The organism is Aeromicrobium erythreum (assembly GCF_001509405.1).
In the GTDB taxonomy this organism is placed as follows: domain Bacteria; phylum Actinomycetota; class Actinomycetes; order Propionibacteriales; family Nocardioidaceae; genus Aeromicrobium; species Aeromicrobium erythreum.
In genome coordinates, this window is the sequence record NZ_CP011502.1 from 1,783,976 (window position 1) to 1,797,493 (window position 13,518).

Genomic DNA, 13,518 nt, shown 5'->3' on the forward strand with positions numbered 1-13,518 from the left:
CGGGTCAGAAGGAGCCTCCGCCCCCGTACGTGCGGTCGGCGCCGTATCCGTGCTCGGGTCGGCGCGCCTGCCCGAGCGCCTGCTGCTGGGCCTGCAGCTCGGCTCGGTCGACGCGTTCGCCCGGCGGGCGGGCCCGGCCGGCGCGGCGGGCGAGCGCGACGACCACGGCAAGCAGGGCGACGGCCACCACCACGACGGTGACGAGGACGACGAGCGAGCTGGACATGGGACCTCCCGAGTGGGTGTCCCTCGACCGTACGCCGGACGACTGGGTCGGTGCCAGCGCCACTACGCTGGCCCGCATGGCCATCCAGATCACGCCGAGCCTGCTGAACGCCGACTTCGCGAACCTCGCGGGGGAGGCCGCTCGCATCCCGACGGCGGACTGGCTCCACATGGACGTCATGGACAACCACTTCGTGCCGAACCTGACGCTCGGCGCGCCCGTCATCGAGGCGCTGAGCAAGGCGGCGCAGCAGCCGATCGACGCCCACCTCATGATCGCCGACCCCGACCGGTGGGCCCCCGCGTTCGCCGAGGCAGGGGCGGGGAGCATCACCTTCCACGTCGAGGCCGCCGCTGCGCCGGTGCGGCTGGCCCGCGAGATCCGCGCCCAGGGTGCGCGGGCGTCCATGGCGCTCAAGCCGGCGACGCCGATCGAGCCCTACGCCGGGGTGCTGCCCGAGCTCGACATGGTCCTCGTGATGACGGTGGAGCCCGGGTTCGGCGGCCAGAAGTTCCTCGACCTCTGCCTGCCGAAGATCCGGCGCACCCGTGAGCTGATCGCCGCGAGCGGCGGCGAGGTCTGGCTGCAGGTCGACGGCGGGGTCTCCGTGGAGACCATCGAGCGGTGCGCCGAGGCCGGCGCCGACACGTTCGTCGCCGGCTCGGCGGTGTTCGGCGCGGACGACCCGGGCTCCATGGTGGAGACCCTGCGCGACCTCGCCACCAGCGCCTGCGCGCACTGAGCACCACGACGGCCGCCCGGACGGTGCGACGCGTCCGCAGCGTGGGACGTCGCAGCCGGCGCGACACGCCCGGCTAGACTGTCGACGAACGAGCAACAGCTCGCGTGTTCCGGGGTCGGTGCAAGTCCGAACCGGCGGTGACAGTCCGCGACCCGCACCTCTCGGGGTGAGGTTGAACCGGTGGAACTCCGGTACCGACGGTGAAAGTCCGGATGAGAGGAAACACGCGGGGTCTGGTGCCGAGGTCCGTCCTGGACCATGGCGTCAGACCCGTCGACCCCGGTGCGGCGAGCCCGACCGGAGGACGAGATGGCGAGCGACACCGAGCTGCAGGCGATGCGCACGGCCCTCGAGGCCGCCCGATCCACCGCGCGGACGCTCCCGAACCCCCGCGTCGGCTGCGTGCTCCTCGCCCCGTCGGGCGAGGTCCTCGCCGTGGGTGCGCACCACGGCGCCGGGACAGCCCACGCCGAGGTCGACGCGCTGCAGCAGGCCGGCGACGCGGCCCGCGGCGCCACGGCCGTCGTCACCCTCGAGCCCTGCGCCCACACCGGACGCACCGGCCCCTGCGTCGACGCGCTGCTCGCGGCAGGGGTCGCGCGGGTGGTGCACGGGCAGTCCGACCCGAACCCCGAGGCTGCGGGCGGCGCCGAGCGGCTGCGCGCGGCCGGTGTCGACGTCGAGGGCGGTGTCCTCGCCGAGGACGCCGCGGCGCTCAACGTCGAGTGGACCTTCGCCGTCACGCACGGACGTCCGTTCGTGACCTGGAAGTACGCGGCCACGATGGACGGCCTCAGCGCTGCCCCGGACGGCTCGAGCAAGTGGATCACCTCGAGCGAGGCCCGCCGCGACGTCCAGCGCTTCCGCGCGGAGGCCGACGCGATCATGGCGGGCACCGGAGCGGTGCTGGCCGACGACCCGCGCCTGACGGTGCGCGACGCCGACGACCTGCCGCTGCCCTACGCGCAGCAGCCGTTGCGCGTGGTCGTGGGGGAGTCGCGCATCCCCTCCTACTACCGGGTCTTCGACCGGGTGGCGCCCACGCTGCTCGTGCAGACGCGTGAGCCCGACGAGGTGCTGTCCAAGATGGTCGAGAACGGCGTCCGGCACGTGTGGCTGGAGGGCGGGCCCCGCCTCGCGGGCGGCTTCTGGAACGCCGGGCTGGTCGATCGCGTCATCGGCTACATCGCCCCGGCGATGCTGGGCTCGGGACGAGCCGCGCTGGAGGGCGAGGCCGCCACGCTCGCCGACCTGCGGCCGATCGACCTCGACGACGTCACGCGGATCGGACCCGACATCCGCATCATCGGCACGCCCGGGCGTGCCCCGCGGGAGGAGATGCCCTGATGTTCACCGGACTCGTGGAGGAGAAGGGCGTCGTGACCGCGGTCGAGACGCTCGACGACGCGGTGCGGCTCTCGGTGCGCGGACCGCTCGTCACGAGCGACGCGACCCATGGTGCGTCGATCTCCGTCAACGGCTGCTGCCTCACCGTGATGGCGCAGGAGGCGGACGTCTTCAGCGCCGACGTCATGGCCGAGTCGCTCGACAAGACGTCGCTCGGCGACCTCGCGGCCGGGGCCGAGGTCAACCTCGAGCGCGCGATGGCGGCGGGCGGGCGCATGGGCGGCCACGTCGTGCAGGGTCACGTCGACGGCACGGGCGCCCTGATCGACCGCACCCCGAGCGAGCACTGGGAGGTGCTGCGCTTCTCGCTGCCCAGCGACCTCGCGCGCTACCTCGTGCCGAAGGGCTCGATCACGGTCCAGGGCGTCTCGCTCACGGTCGTCGAGGTCACCGACCCCCAGGATCCCGCTCCCTGGTTCTCGGTGTCCCTCATCCCCACCACCCTCGCGGACACGACCCTCGGCACCCTCGCCCCCGGCGACCGGGTGAACCTCGAGGTCGACGTCCTCGCCAAGTACGTGGAGCGGCTGCTCGCCGCCCGCCTCCCGAAGGAGAACCCCGCATGAGCACCTACTCCGACGCCGACGGCGACACCGTCCGGCTCGACAGCATCGAACGGGCGATCGCCGACATCCGCGACGGCAAGGCTGTCGTCGTGGTCGACGACCCCGGCCGCGAGAACGAGGGCGACATCATCTTCGCGGCGAGCAAGGCGACGCCGGAGCTGATGGGCTTCCTCATCCGGCACTCCAGCGGCTACGTCTGCGCCCCGGCCCCCGGCGCCGTGCTGGACCGGCTGGGCATCCCGCTCATGACGCCGCACAACCGCGAGCTGATGCGCACCGCGTACACGATCTCGATCGACGCGCGTGACGGCATCACGACCGGCATCTCGGCCGCCGACCGGGCGCGGACCGTCCGGGTGCTGGCGGACTCGGCGACGGAGTCCTTCGAGCTCGTCATGCCGGGCCACGTGCTGCCGCTGCGCGCGAAGGACGGCGGCGTGCTGGCCCGCGCCGGGCACACGGAGGCCGCGGTCGACCTCACCCGCCTGGCGGGCCTCACGCCGGTCGGGGTCATCGGGGAGGTGGTGCACGACGACGGCGAGCTGATGCGCGCCCCCGCGCTGCGCGCGTTCGCCGACGAGCACGACCTCGCCCTGGTCTCGATCGAGGACCTGCAGGTGCACCTGCGCCTGCACGAGTCGCAGGTCGAGCGGCTCGCGGAGACGTCGCTGCCGACGGAGTTCGGCTCCTTCCGGGCGCTGGGCTACCGCGACCGCATCGACGGCGCGGAGCACGTCGCGCTCGTGCACGGTGACGTCGACGCGGCGGCTGCCGGAGGAGCGGGCGTGCTGGTGCGGCTGCACTCCGAGTGCCTCACCGGTGACGTGTTCGGCTCGCGGCGCTGCGACTGCGGCCCGCAGCTGCAGGCGTCGATGGCGGCGATCAAGGCCGAGGGTGCCGGCGTCGTCGTCTACCTGCGGGGGCACGAGGGCCGGGGGATCGGCCTGCTGCACAAGCTGCAGGCGTACGCGCTGCAGGACGCCGGCAGCGACACGGTCGACGCCAACCTCGCGCTGGGCTTCGGCGAGGACGAGCGCGACTACGCCGCCGGGGCGCAGATGCTGCGCGACCTCGGCCTGCGCTCGGTGCGGCTGCTGACCAACAACCCCGACAAGGCCACGCAGCTCGAGGCCTACGGCGTCAAGGTGGCCGAGCGGGTGCCGATCCAGATCGAGCCGACCCCCGAGAACATCCAGTACCTGCGCACGAAGGCCGAGCGCATGGGGCACGACCTGCCCGACCTCGGTCTCGGCGACACCACCACGGAAGGCGAGTAGATGAGCGGACACGGAGCGCCCACCCTCCAGGTCGAGGCGGCGGGAGCGCGCGTCGCGATCGTCGCGTCGAGCTGGCACGACCAGGTCATGGACGGTCTGGTGGCGGGTGCCGAGCGCGCCCTGGCCGACGCCGGCGTCACCGACGTGACGCTGCTGCGGGCGGCCGGGTCGTTCGAGCTGCCCCTCGTGTCGCAGGGCTGCGCGGCTGCCGGCTTCGACGCGGTCGTGGCCCTCGGCGTGATCATCCGCGGCGGCACCCCGCACTTCGAGTACGTGTCGGCCGCGGCCACCGACGGCCTCGCGCGGGTCGCGCTCGACACGGGCGTGCCCGTGGGCTTCGGGCTGCTGACGTGCGACACCGAGGAGCAGGCGCTCGACCGCGCCGGGCTCGAGGGCAGCGCCGAGGACAAGGGCCGGGAGGCCGCAGAGGCCGCTCTGTCGACCTGGGCGACCCTCCGCGGTCTCGCGTCCCTAGACTGAGGTCACCATGAAGACCTTCGAGGACCTGTTCGCCGAGCTCGCCGCCAAGGCGCAGGCCCGGCCCGAGGGCTCGCGCACCGTGGCCGAGCTCGACGCCGGCGTGCACGCCATCGGCAAGAAGCTCGTCGAGGAGGCCGCCGAGTCGTGGATGGCCGCCGAGCACGAGGGCCGCGAGCGGACCGCCGAGGAGCTCAGCCAGCTGCTGTACCACGCGCAGGTGATGATGATCGCCGCCGGCATCACGCTCGACGACGTCTACGCGCATCTGTGACGACAGCGGAGCCTGACCTCCTGGGCCGCGCCGCTGTCGTCGACGGCAGCCGACTGCCGGGCCCGCCCCCCATCGTCAGAAGGACCCCACCATGCTGAGAGTGGCCGTGCCCAACAAGGGTGCCCTGTCCGAGGCCGCCAGCCAGATCCTCGCCGAGGCCGGGTACCGGCAGCGGCGCAACGCGAAGGACCTCGTCCTCGTCGACGCCGAGAACGACGTCGAGTTCTTCTACCTCCGCCCGCGCGACATCGCCGTGTACGTGGGCGAGGGGACGCTCGACGTCGGCATCACCGGCCGCGACCTCCTGCTCGACTCCGCCGCCTCGGCGGCGGAGCAGGTCGGGCTCGGCTTCGGTCGCTCGACCTTCCGCTTCGCCGCCCCCACGGGCACGATGCGGACCATCGACGAGCTCGAGGGCAAGCGCATCGCCACGTCCTACCCCGTGATCGTCCAGGACTACCTGCGCGGACGCGGTGTCAGCGCCTCGGTCGTGCGCCTGGACGGCGCGGTCGAGTCGTCGATCCGGCTCGGGGTCGCCGACGCCATCGCCGACGTCGTCGAGACGGGCAGCACCCTGCGCCAGGCAGACCTCGCCGTCTTCGGCGACCCGATCCTGTCGTCGGAGGCCGTGCTGATCACCCGGGCCGGCGCCGAGGAGCCCGCCGGCTACGAGGTGTTCAAGCGCCGCCTCGACAGCGTCCTCGTCGCCCGCACCTACGTGATGATGGACTACGACATCCGGGTCGAGCAGGTGGAGCGCGCCGTCGAGCTGACGCCGGGCATCGAGTCGCCGACCGTGTCGCCCCTTCATCGGGAAGGGTGGGTCGCCGTGCGCTCGATGGTGCCGCGCGACGCCGCCCAGAAGATCATGGACAGCCTGTACGGCCTCGGCGCCCGCGGCATCCTCGTCACGGACATCCTCGCGTGCCGGGTGTGAGGACGACCTACCGCCCGGGCGGCACCCGGTACGTCGCGTACGGGTCGTGCGTGGCGCTCGTGGCGATGAGCGTGGCCGTCACGCTGGCGCTGCCGCAGGACATCCGCGCGCAGGTGACGCTGTCGCAGGCGCTCACGCTGTACGGCTCGATCGCCGTGTTCCTCGTGATCCTGCACGGCATCGGCCGCAGCCGGGTGACGGTGGACGACAACGAGCTCGAGGTCGTCAACGGCTTCCGCACGCACCACGTGCCGTGGTCGCGGGTCCGTGGCTTCGCGTTCGGCGAGGGCGCCCCGTGGCCGACGCTGGTGACCGTCGACGACGAGCGGCTCATGCTGTTCGCGCTGCAGGGGTCCAGCGGCCACGGTCGGGTGCGGGACGCGGTCGACGACCTCGTGCGGCGCGTCCCGTGACCGGCCGTTCGCTCGCCGAGCCGGCGTTCCCCGACGACGACGGCCGGCTCGACCCGCGCCTCGGCGCGGTGCTCGGCGACACCACGGCGGTGCTCTCGCTGCTGGGCCAGGTGCGGGTGTTCGTCCCGATCGTGGCCACCCTCGGTGAGGCGAGCCGCGCCGCCGGGCCGGAGGCGCTCGTGTCGGGCGACAAGGACGCCGACATGGCGGCGGTGCTCATGACCGGCCGCGACGGCCGCCAGGCGCTGCTCACCTTCACGAGCCTCGACGCGATGGCGCGCTGGAACCCGCAGGCACGTCCGGTGCCCGTGTGGGGACAGGCCGCCGCCGTCGCGGCCCTCTCCGAGGGTGCCGCCGCGATCCTGCTCGACCTCGGCTCGCCGCACTTCCAGGTGGTCGAGACCGACGACCTGCGCCACCTCGCCGCCGGCGACCGGCTCGTCGCCACCGACGCCGGCCACGCCTGGGTCACGGGGAGCTGACGGGCGTCGACCCGTGGTCACGCTGCGGTCGGTCTTTGAGGGAGCCTCGACCGGGCGGGTGGGCGGTAGATAGCACGCGTATCCCTGGGCCCGGAGGTAGGTGACGCTCGGAATGAGGGGCTCATCCCGAGCGTCACCTACCTCCACCCCCGCAGCAAGCGCGCGCCACCTACCTCCCACACGCCGGGCCCGGCCACAGCCCGGCGACCTGGCCCGACCACCGCGCCCTCAGGCCGTCTCGACCGCCCGCACCCCGGACAGCGGGACGGTGACGTGCACGGCGGCGTCGTGACGTTCCACGCGGGCGACGAAGCCAGCGGCTCCGACGGCCCGGAGCAGGGTGTCGTTGGAGCCCGCAGAGACGAACGTGAGCCGCTCGGCACCGTCGGTCTTCGCGTGCCGGGCGGCCTGCTTGACGAGCAGGGTGCCGAAACCGCGACCCTGCCAGGCGTCCTCGACGAGCAGCTGGAAGACGTGGTCGTCGGGACGGCCCTCCAGCACGCCCCGCTCGAGGACGCCGTGACCCACGAGGTCGAGCCCGACCTGCACGACCAGGGCGATCCCGTGCTCGGGCGTCACGAGGCGGCGCGCCATGCGCGTCGTCATCGGCATCCGCAGGGGCACCTGGTAGCGCGTGTAGAGCGTGTCGACGCTGCACCGCTCGTGCAGGGCCGACACGGCCTCGATGTCGGCGAGACCGGCCACCCGCACCAGCGGGACGGGGTGACGCGGCGACGGCGCGATCAGCGGCACGTCGACCCCCGCGTCGCTGACCAGCGACAGCAGCGCCTGGGCCCGCGCGCGCTCGACCGCCGTGAACGGCACCGCGCGGCTGACCCTGAGCGTCGAGCCGTTGCGACGTCGCAGGTCGAGCACGTCGTGACCGGCGTAGTCGGCGACGTCGGGCGGGGCGATGGCGAGCAGCTCGCCCAGCACCTCCTCGACGTCGCGACCTCCTTCCAGCACCTCGTGCACGGCGTCCAGGTACCGGGTCGGCGCGTCGAGGTGCGCGTCGCCGTCGGCCCGCGTCACCGAGACCTCCGCGCCGCCCGCCTCGGTGAACAGCCCCGCGAGCGCCAGCTCCGTCAGGCCGTCGTCACCCTCCACGACGAACTCGTCGGTCACCGTCGGGCGGGTCGAGAAGACCTGCATCGCGACGATGTTGACGTCCGCGTCGCCGCACGCCTGCGCCACCCGACCGAGCAGTCCCGGCCTGTCCGGGAACGTCGCCCGCACCCTCCACCTCATGTCCGCACCTCCTGGTGCCAGGATGGCGGTGCGCTGTTGCTCGTCCGCGTCCGCCGTGTTTCGCGGCGATGACGCCGGACGTGGTCGTCCTCCAGCGCGCCGTTTTCGTTCCTCGGGGCACGCCTGCTATCCTGGACAGGAAGTGGAGGCCCACCTCCCACCTGCTCGGTCCGCGGATCGAGGGGTACCTCGGCCGGTACGCCCGGTCGAGCGACGCCGTCCGGTACGCGCCGGCGGCGTGCATCGGTGGCCTCCGTCCTGAGGGACGGGGGCCATTGTCGTGGGCCTCCTGGACACAGACCACAGGAGGATCCATCAGCACAGAGCTGCGCGTCAACGACCGCATCCGCGTTCCCGAGGTCCGTCTCGTCGGACCCGGAGGCGAGCAGGTCGGCATCGTGCGCATCGAGGACGCCCTGCGCCTCGCCGCCGAGTCCGACCTCGACCTCGTGGAGGTCGCCCCGACGGCCCGCCCCCCGGTGTGCCGCCTCATGGACTACGGCAAGTTCAAGTACGAGGCCGCCCAGAAGGCACGCGAGTCACGACGCAACCAGACGAACACCATCATCAAGGAGATGAAGCTCCGCCCCAAGATCGACCAGCACGACTACGACACCAAGAAGGGTCACGTCGTGCGGTTCCTGAAGGCGGGCGACAAGGTCAAGATCACGATCATGTTCCGCGGTCGTGAGCAGCACCGTCCCGAGCTCGGGTACCGGCTGCTCCAGAAGCTGGGCGAGGACGTGTCGGACCTGGGAGTCGTCGAGGCGCACCCGCGCCAGGACGGCCGCAACATGACGATGGTGCTCGCACCGCTGAAGAAGAAGTCCGAGGCCCAGGCCGAGGTCGCCGCCGAGAAGGCGAAGACCACGGCCGAGCGGACCGCGGAGCGCGAGGCCGAGGCAGCCGCCGAGAAGGCGCACCGCGAGGCCCAGCAGAAGACCGCGACGCCCAAGAAGGCCCGGCGTCGCTCCGAGAACCTCGACCCAGACATGGAGGCATGAGATGCCGAAGTTCAAGCCCCACTCGGGCATGAAGAAGCGCGTGAAGCTCACCGGCAAGGGCAAGCTGCGCCGCGAGCAGACCAACCGTCGTCACCTCTTGGAGTACAAGTCCAGCACGCGGACCCGTCGCCTCGCCGGCACGACCGACGTGTCGAAGGCGGACACCAAGAAGGTCAAGAAGCTGCTCGGTCTCTGACCGCACCCCACCCGAAGGAGAACCGACATGGCACGCGTCAAGCGTTCCGTCAACGCGCAGAAGAAGCGCCGCGAGACCCTCGAGCGGGCGTCCGGCTACCGTGGCCAGCGCTCGCGTCTGTACCGCAAGGCCAAGGAGCAGGTCACCCACTCCCTGGTCTACAACTACCGTGACCGCAAGGCCAAGAAGGGCGACTTCCGTCGTCTCTGGATCCAGCGCATCAACGCTGCGGTCCGCGCCGAGGGCCTCACCTACAACCGCTTCATCCAGGGCCTCAAGGCCGCGGGTGTCGAGGTCGACCGCAAGATGCTGGCCGAGCTGGCCGTCAACGAGCCCGCCGCGTTCAGCGCGCTCGTCCAGGTCGCGAAGGAAAACCTTCCGGCCGACGTGAACGCACCCAAGGAAGACGCGACGGCCTGACCGCCTTCGCCTCCACGCCCGTGGCGAGCCCCGAGCCGACCCTGACCACCCGTACCGGGCGGGTCAGACGTGCTCGACGGCTCGCCACGCGGCGTTTCCGGGCCGAGACGGGCCAGTTCCTCGCCGAGGGCCCGCAGGCGGTCCGCGAGGCGCTCGCCCTGACGGGCGTCACGCACGAGGTCTTCGCCACCGCCGCGGCGACCGAGCGTCACGCCGCCCTGCACGACGCCGCTCGTGATGGCGAGGTGCCGTGGAGCGTCGTCGACGACGACGTGCTGGCCGAGATCGCCGACGCCACCACCCCACAGGGCGTGGTCGCGGTCTGCGACACCGTCGTGCAGGGTCTCGACGCGCTGCCCACCACGCCCCGGCTCGTCGTGGTCTGCCACGACATGCGCGACCCCGGCAACGCCGGAGCGGTGCTGCGCTGCGCCGACGCCGCGGGGGCCGACGCCGTCGTGCTGTCGGCCGACAGCGTCGACCCCACGAACCCGAAGGCCGTCCGCGCCAGCGCCGGCAGCCTGTTCCACCTGCCGGTGGTGGTCGAGCGCGACCACGACCTGGTCCTCGCCGCCCTCCGCGAGCGCGGCCTGCAGGTGCTCGCGACCGACGGCGAGGCCGACCTCGACCTCTTCGAGGCCGAGCGCGCGACGTCGCCCGTCGACCTCGCCGCACCCACCGCCTGGGTCATGGGCAACGAGGCACAGGGCCTGTCGGCGCAGGTGCGCGACGCGGCCGACCTGACCGTGGCCGTGCCGATCCTCGGACAGGCGGAGAGCCTCAACCTCGCCACCGCGGCCGCGGTGTGTCTCTACGCCAGTGCCCGGGCGCAGGGCGCACGATGAGCAGCGTGCAGCAGGTGATCCTCCAAGCGTGCCTCAACGGCTCGCGCGACGTCGACGAGCACCCCGCCGTCCCGGTGACGGCCTCCGCGTGCGCCGAGGACGCCCGCGCCGCGGTCGAGGCCGGGGCGCAGGACCTCCACGTGCACCCACGCACCGACGACGGTCGCGACAGCCTCGCGCCGGCCGACGTCGCGCGGTGGGTCGAGGCGGTGCGCGAGGCCGTGGACGTCCCGGTCGGCGTCACCACCGGGGCGTGGGCCTGGACCGGTGGAGGCACGCCCATCCGCGCCGTCGGTGCCTGGACGACGCTGCCCGACCACGCGTCGGTGAACTGGCACGAGCGTGGCGCCACCGACCTCGCGACCGCCCTGCACGAGCGCGGCGTGGCCGTGAACGCCGGGCTCTGGACCGAGGACGCCGCGCAGGCGTGGCTCGACTCCTCGTGGCCCGAGCGGACCGCGCTCGTCCTGCTCGAGCTCGCCGACGCACCCGATCAGGAGGAGACGGCGGAGCGTCTGCTCGAGCTCGTCCGCCCCACGGGTCTGCCCGTGCTGCTGCACGGCGAGGGCCGCTCGACGTGGCCGGTCCTCGAGCTCGCCGTGGCCCACGGCGTGTCGACGCGGATCGGGCTCGAGGACGTCGTCGAGGGACCCGACGGCGAGGCCGTCGACGACAACGCCGCCCTCGTGCGGATCGCGGTGGGCCGGGGTGCTCGTCGCGTCTAGTCCTTTGGTACTAGATTCCTCGCCATGGACCTCGACGACTTCCCGGACGGCGTGGTCATCGCCGGGGCCGACGGCGTCGTCGAGTACGTCAACGAACGCATCGAGCGGATGGCGCGCGCGGCGCCCGGGGAGATGCTCGGCATGCACCTGTCCGACGCGATGCCCTTCGACGACCTGAACGGCAACAGCTGGTACGACTCGACCCGCCCGTACGACGGTCTCAACATCCGCAACCGGTTGTCGGAGCAGTCCTGGTACTCCCCGCGCGGGAGCGAGTACCTCGTGACCGCGCGCCTGGTGCGGGACCGTCCCGGCGGCGCCGTCGTGCGCGTCGTCGCGAGCGTGCGCAACGCGAAGGTGCGCAACCAGCGCGACCGCGAGCGCTCCGACCTCGTCGCCACCGTCGCCCACGAGCTGCGCTCGCCGCTCACCGGCATCAAGGGGTTCACGTCGACCCTGCTGTCGAAGTGGGACCGCTTCTCCGAGGAGCAGCGCCAGTTCATGCTCGAGACCGTCGACTCCGACGCCGACCGGCTCAGCCGACTCATCACCGAGCTGCTCGACGCGGCTCGCATCGACGCCGGTCGACTGACCCTGCGGCGCGGACCGGTCAAGCTCGACGAGGTCGCGCGCGGCGTCCTGCGCAACATCTCCGCCGGCGGCGACCCGTTCGCGCTCGAGTCGCGCGGCGAGCCGTACCTCGTCTGGGGCGACGCCGACCGCATGACGCAGGTCGTCACCAACCTCGTCGAGAACGCGCTGCGGCACGGTCACGGTCTGCGCCGTGTCGTCGTCGAGCACCTGCCCGACGCCGGGGGAGCGGTCCTGGAGATCCACGACCAGGGACCCGGCATCCCCGAGGAGATGCGTCAGCGCGTGTTCAGCCGCTTCTGGCGCGCCGGCCCCGGAGCGGGCAGCGGTCTCGGCATGTACATCGTGCGCGGCATCGTCGAGCAGCACGGCGGCCGGATCGACATCGACGACGCCGAGGAGGGTGGCGCGCTGCTGCGCATCTGGGTGCCCGTCAACGAGCCCGACGCGCTCACCGACTGAGCTTCCACGCCGTCGCACGACCGACCGGTGCCGGGGCGTCCGCGCCGCTCACTAGACTGCTCGGGTGTCCGCCCCGAACTCCGACTACGACCCCAAGCAGGTCGCCGCGCTGGGCGAGGACGAGGTCGCGCAGGCGCGCGACGCCGCCCTCGCCGCCATCGAGGCCGCCGACTCGCTCGACGCGCTGAAGGCCGTGCGCATCGCCCACACCGGCGACCGCTCGCCGCTCGCGCTCGCCAACCGGGAGATCGGCGCGCTGCCGCCGCAGGCGCGCAAGGACGCCGGGAAGCGGATCGGCCAGGCCCGCGGCGCGGTCAACCAGGCGCTCGCCGCACGGGGGGCCGCGCTGGAGGCGCTGGAGGAGGAGCGTCGTCTCGTCGAGGAGACGGTCGACGTCACGCTGCCGACCGACCGCGAGCCCGTCGGCGCCCGGCACCCCATCACCACCATCCAGGAGCACGTGGCCGACCTCTTCGTGGCCATGGGCTGGGAGGTCGCCGAGGGCCCCGAGGTCGAGGCCGAGTGGCTCAACTTCGACGCGCTCAACCTGGGACCGAACCACCCCGCGCGCACGATGCAGGACACGTTCTGGGTCTCGCCGGAGCGGGCCGCGCTCGTGCTGCGCACCCACACGTCGCCGGTGCAGGCCCGCAGCATGCTGACCCGCACGCCCCCGATCTACGTCGTCTGCCCCGGCCGGGTGTACCGCACCGACGAGGCCGACGCCACGCACATGCCGGTCTTCCACCAGGTCGAGGGGCTCGCGATCGACCGCGGCCTCTCCATGGCGCACCTCAAGGGCACGCTCGACCACTTCGCCGCCGCCGTCTACGGACCCGAGGTCACGACGCGCTTCCGCCCGTCGTACTTCCCGTTCACCGAGCCGAGCGCCGAGGTCGACCTGCTCTGCTACGTCTGCCACAACGACCCCGGGGCCGTCGCCGACTGCGGCACGTGCCGCGGTGAGGGCTGGATCGAGTGGGGTGGCTGCGGCGTCGTCAACCCGCGCGTCCTCGTCGCCTGCGGCGTCGACCCCGAGGAGTACTCGGGCTTCGCCTTCGGCATGGGCCTGGACCGCACCATCACCAGCCGCTACGACATCGCGGACCTGCGCGACCTGTGGGACGGCGACATCCGCTTCACCGAGCCGTTCGGAGTGGGTCTGTGAACGAGCGTCAGCGAAGGAACCGTCAGATGACCAGCGACCTGCCCCCGAACCGTGATGC

The 13,518-nt window shown here is 72.7% G+C and carries 18 protein-coding genes and 1 riboswitch; of the genes, 16 read left to right on the top strand and 2 right to left on the bottom strand.

Translation table 11 applies throughout. The features are described from left to right. Window positions 1-4: 4 nt before the first annotated feature. The gene (locus Aeryth_RS08365) at window positions 5-226 is read right to left on the bottom strand and encodes a hypothetical protein (RefSeq protein ID WP_067857161.1); all 222 of its coding nucleotides are present in this window, start codon (window positions 224-226) and stop codon (window positions 5-7) included. A gap of 76 nt (window positions 227-302) precedes the next feature. Here Aeryth_RS08365 and rpe point away from each other — a divergent pair, with 76 nt between their 5' ends. The 9 genes from rpe to Aeryth_RS08410 all read left to right on the top strand — a co-directional run bounded on the left by rpe (window position 303) and on the right by Aeryth_RS08410 (window position 6,801). After that, window positions 303-968, top strand: a complete 666-nt coding sequence (rpe, locus tag Aeryth_RS08370) for a ribulose-phosphate 3-epimerase (RefSeq protein ID WP_067861508.1) — start codon at window positions 303-305, stop codon at window positions 966-968. A 100-nt stretch (window positions 969-1,068) separates the two neighbouring features. Next, window positions 1,069-1,196: riboswitch (FMN riboswitch) on the top strand. 81 nt (window positions 1,197-1,277) lie between these two features. Then, a complete protein-coding gene (gene ribD, locus Aeryth_RS08375) occupies window positions 1,278-2,315 on the top strand; it encodes a bifunctional diaminohydroxyphosphoribosylaminopyrimidine deaminase/5-amino-6-(5-phosphoribosylamino)uracil reductase RibD (protein WP_067857163.1) in 1,038 nt (345 codons plus the stop codon). Then, a complete protein-coding gene (locus tag Aeryth_RS08380) occupies window positions 2,315-2,941 on the top strand; it encodes a riboflavin synthase (RefSeq protein WP_067857165.1) in 627 nt (208 codons plus the stop codon). Before ribD ends, Aeryth_RS08380 begins: the two co-directional genes overlap by 1 nt. Next, window positions 2,938-4,218, top strand: coding sequence for a bifunctional 3,4-dihydroxy-2-butanone-4-phosphate synthase/GTP cyclohydrolase II (locus tag Aeryth_RS08385; protein ID WP_067857167.1), 1,281 nt, complete (start codon window positions 2,938-2,940; stop codon window positions 4,216-4,218). Before Aeryth_RS08380 ends, Aeryth_RS08385 begins: the two co-directional genes overlap by 4 nt. Continuing rightward, window positions 4,219-4,698 (top strand): 6,7-dimethyl-8-ribityllumazine synthase, encoded by a 480-nt coding sequence (ribH, locus tag Aeryth_RS08390; RefSeq protein WP_067857170.1) that lies wholly within the window; start codon window positions 4,219-4,221, stop codon window positions 4,696-4,698. It begins immediately after the preceding gene. Window positions 4,699-4,705: 7 nt separating this feature from the next. Next, window positions 4,706-4,969, top strand: a complete 264-nt coding sequence (locus Aeryth_RS08395; RefSeq protein WP_067857173.1) for a phosphoribosyl-ATP diphosphatase — start codon at window positions 4,706-4,708, stop codon at window positions 4,967-4,969. A 91-nt stretch (window positions 4,970-5,060) separates the two neighbouring features. Then, entirely contained in the window at window positions 5,061-5,906 is an 846-nt protein-coding gene (gene hisG, locus Aeryth_RS08400) for an ATP phosphoribosyltransferase (protein WP_067857175.1), read from the top strand. Continuing rightward, window positions 5,903-6,319 (top strand): PH domain-containing protein, encoded by a 417-nt coding sequence (locus tag Aeryth_RS08405; RefSeq protein WP_067857177.1) that lies wholly within the window; start codon window positions 5,903-5,905, stop codon window positions 6,317-6,319. Before hisG ends, Aeryth_RS08405 begins: the two co-directional genes overlap by 4 nt. Beyond that, window positions 6,316-6,801 (top strand): SseB family protein, encoded by a 486-nt coding sequence (locus tag Aeryth_RS08410; RefSeq protein WP_067857180.1) that lies wholly within the window; start codon window positions 6,316-6,318, stop codon window positions 6,799-6,801. Before Aeryth_RS08405 ends, Aeryth_RS08410 begins: the two co-directional genes overlap by 4 nt. Window positions 6,802-7,029: 228 nt before the next feature. Here Aeryth_RS08410 and Aeryth_RS08415 read toward each other — a convergent pair whose 3' ends face one another. Further along, window positions 7,030-8,049, bottom strand: a complete 1,020-nt coding sequence (locus tag Aeryth_RS08415) for a GNAT family N-acetyltransferase (RefSeq protein WP_083516355.1) — start codon at window positions 8,047-8,049, stop codon at window positions 7,030-7,032. Between the two features lie 275 nt (window positions 8,050-8,324). On the opposite strand from Aeryth_RS08415, the gene infC reads away from it, so the two are divergent. The 7 genes from infC to pheS all read left to right on the top strand — a co-directional run bounded on the left by infC (window position 8,325) and on the right by pheS (window position 13,460). Continuing rightward, window positions 8,325-9,053 carry a translation initiation factor IF-3 gene (infC, locus tag Aeryth_RS08420; RefSeq protein ID WP_067857186.1) on the top strand — a complete coding sequence of 243 codons (729 nt, stop codon included), beginning with the start codon at window positions 8,325-8,327 and terminating at the stop codon, window positions 9,051-9,053. A 1-nt stretch (window position 9,054) separates the two neighbouring features. Next, window positions 9,055-9,249 carry a 50S ribosomal protein L35 gene (gene rpmI / locus Aeryth_RS08425; RefSeq protein WP_067857189.1) on the top strand — a complete coding sequence of 65 codons (195 nt, stop codon included), beginning with the start codon at window positions 9,055-9,057 and terminating at the stop codon, window positions 9,247-9,249. A gap of 27 nt (window positions 9,250-9,276) precedes the next feature. Continuing rightward, the gene (gene rplT / locus Aeryth_RS08430) at window positions 9,277-9,669 is read left to right on the top strand and encodes a 50S ribosomal protein L20 (RefSeq protein ID WP_067857192.1); all 393 of its coding nucleotides are present in this window, start codon (window positions 9,277-9,279) and stop codon (window positions 9,667-9,669) included. Window positions 9,670-9,689: 20 nt separating this feature from the next. Further along, window positions 9,690-10,514: a TrmH family RNA methyltransferase gene (locus Aeryth_RS08435; RefSeq protein WP_067857195.1), complete on the top strand. Its 825-nt coding sequence runs from the start codon at window positions 9,690-9,692 to the stop codon at window positions 10,512-10,514. Further along, window positions 10,511-11,239, top strand: a complete 729-nt coding sequence (locus Aeryth_RS08440; RefSeq protein WP_202967721.1) for a 3-keto-5-aminohexanoate cleavage protein — start codon at window positions 10,511-10,513, stop codon at window positions 11,237-11,239. Before Aeryth_RS08435 ends, Aeryth_RS08440 begins: the two co-directional genes overlap by 4 nt. A 24-nt stretch (window positions 11,240-11,263) precedes the next feature. Next, window positions 11,264-12,292, top strand: a complete 1,029-nt coding sequence (locus tag Aeryth_RS08445; protein ID WP_067857197.1) for a sensor histidine kinase — start codon at window positions 11,264-11,266, stop codon at window positions 12,290-12,292. 64 nt (window positions 12,293-12,356) lie between these two features. Beyond that, on the top strand, window positions 12,357-13,460 hold the full coding sequence (gene pheS / locus Aeryth_RS08450; protein ID WP_067857199.1) for a phenylalanine--tRNA ligase subunit alpha: 1,104 nt from the start codon (window positions 12,357-12,359) through the stop codon (window positions 13,458-13,460). Window positions 13,461-13,518 lie beyond the last annotated feature (58 nt).

Bases quoted from the DNA above. Each gene is read 5' to 3' on its own strand.
- ribD (WP_067857163.1), top strand. From the start codon at position 1,278: ATGGCGAGCGACACCGAGCTGCAGGCGATGCGCACGGCCCTCGAGGCC.
- Aeryth_RS08385 (WP_067857167.1), top strand. From the start codon at position 2,938: ATGAGCACCTACTCCGACGCCGACGGCGACACCGTCCGGCTCGACAGC.
- Aeryth_RS08395 (WP_067857173.1), top strand. From the start codon at position 4,706: ATGAAGACCTTCGAGGACCTGTTCGCCGAGCTCGCCGCCAAGGCGCAG.
- Aeryth_RS08365 (WP_067857161.1), bottom strand. From the start codon at position 226: ATGTCCAGCTCGCTCGTCGTCCTCGTCACCGTCGTGGTGGTGGCCGTC.
- Aeryth_RS08445 (WP_067857197.1), top strand. From the start codon at position 11,264: ATGGACCTCGACGACTTCCCGGACGGCGTGGTCATCGCCGGGGCCGAC.
- hisG (WP_067857175.1), top strand. From the start codon at position 5,061: ATGCTGAGAGTGGCCGTGCCCAACAAGGGTGCCCTGTCCGAGGCCGCC.
- Aeryth_RS08440 (WP_202967721.1), top strand. From the start codon at position 10,511: ATGAGCAGCGTGCAGCAGGTGATCCTCCAAGCGTGCCTCAACGGCTCG.
- ribH (WP_067857170.1), top strand. From the start codon at position 4,219: ATGAGCGGACACGGAGCGCCCACCCTCCAGGTCGAGGCGGCGGGAGCG.
- Aeryth_RS08380 (WP_067857165.1), top strand. From the start codon at position 2,315: ATGTTCACCGGACTCGTGGAGGAGAAGGGCGTCGTGACCGCGGTCGAG.
- Aeryth_RS08415 (WP_083516355.1), bottom strand. From the start codon at position 8,049: ATGAGGTGGAGGGTGCGGGCGACGTTCCCGGACAGGCCGGGACTGCTC.
- rpe (WP_067861508.1), top strand. From the start codon at position 303: ATGGCCATCCAGATCACGCCGAGCCTGCTGAACGCCGACTTCGCGAAC.
- rplT (WP_067857192.1), top strand. From the start codon at position 9,277: ATGGCACGCGTCAAGCGTTCCGTCAACGCGCAGAAGAAGCGCCGCGAG.
- rpmI (WP_067857189.1), top strand. From the start codon at position 9,055: ATGCCGAAGTTCAAGCCCCACTCGGGCATGAAGAAGCGCGTGAAGCTC.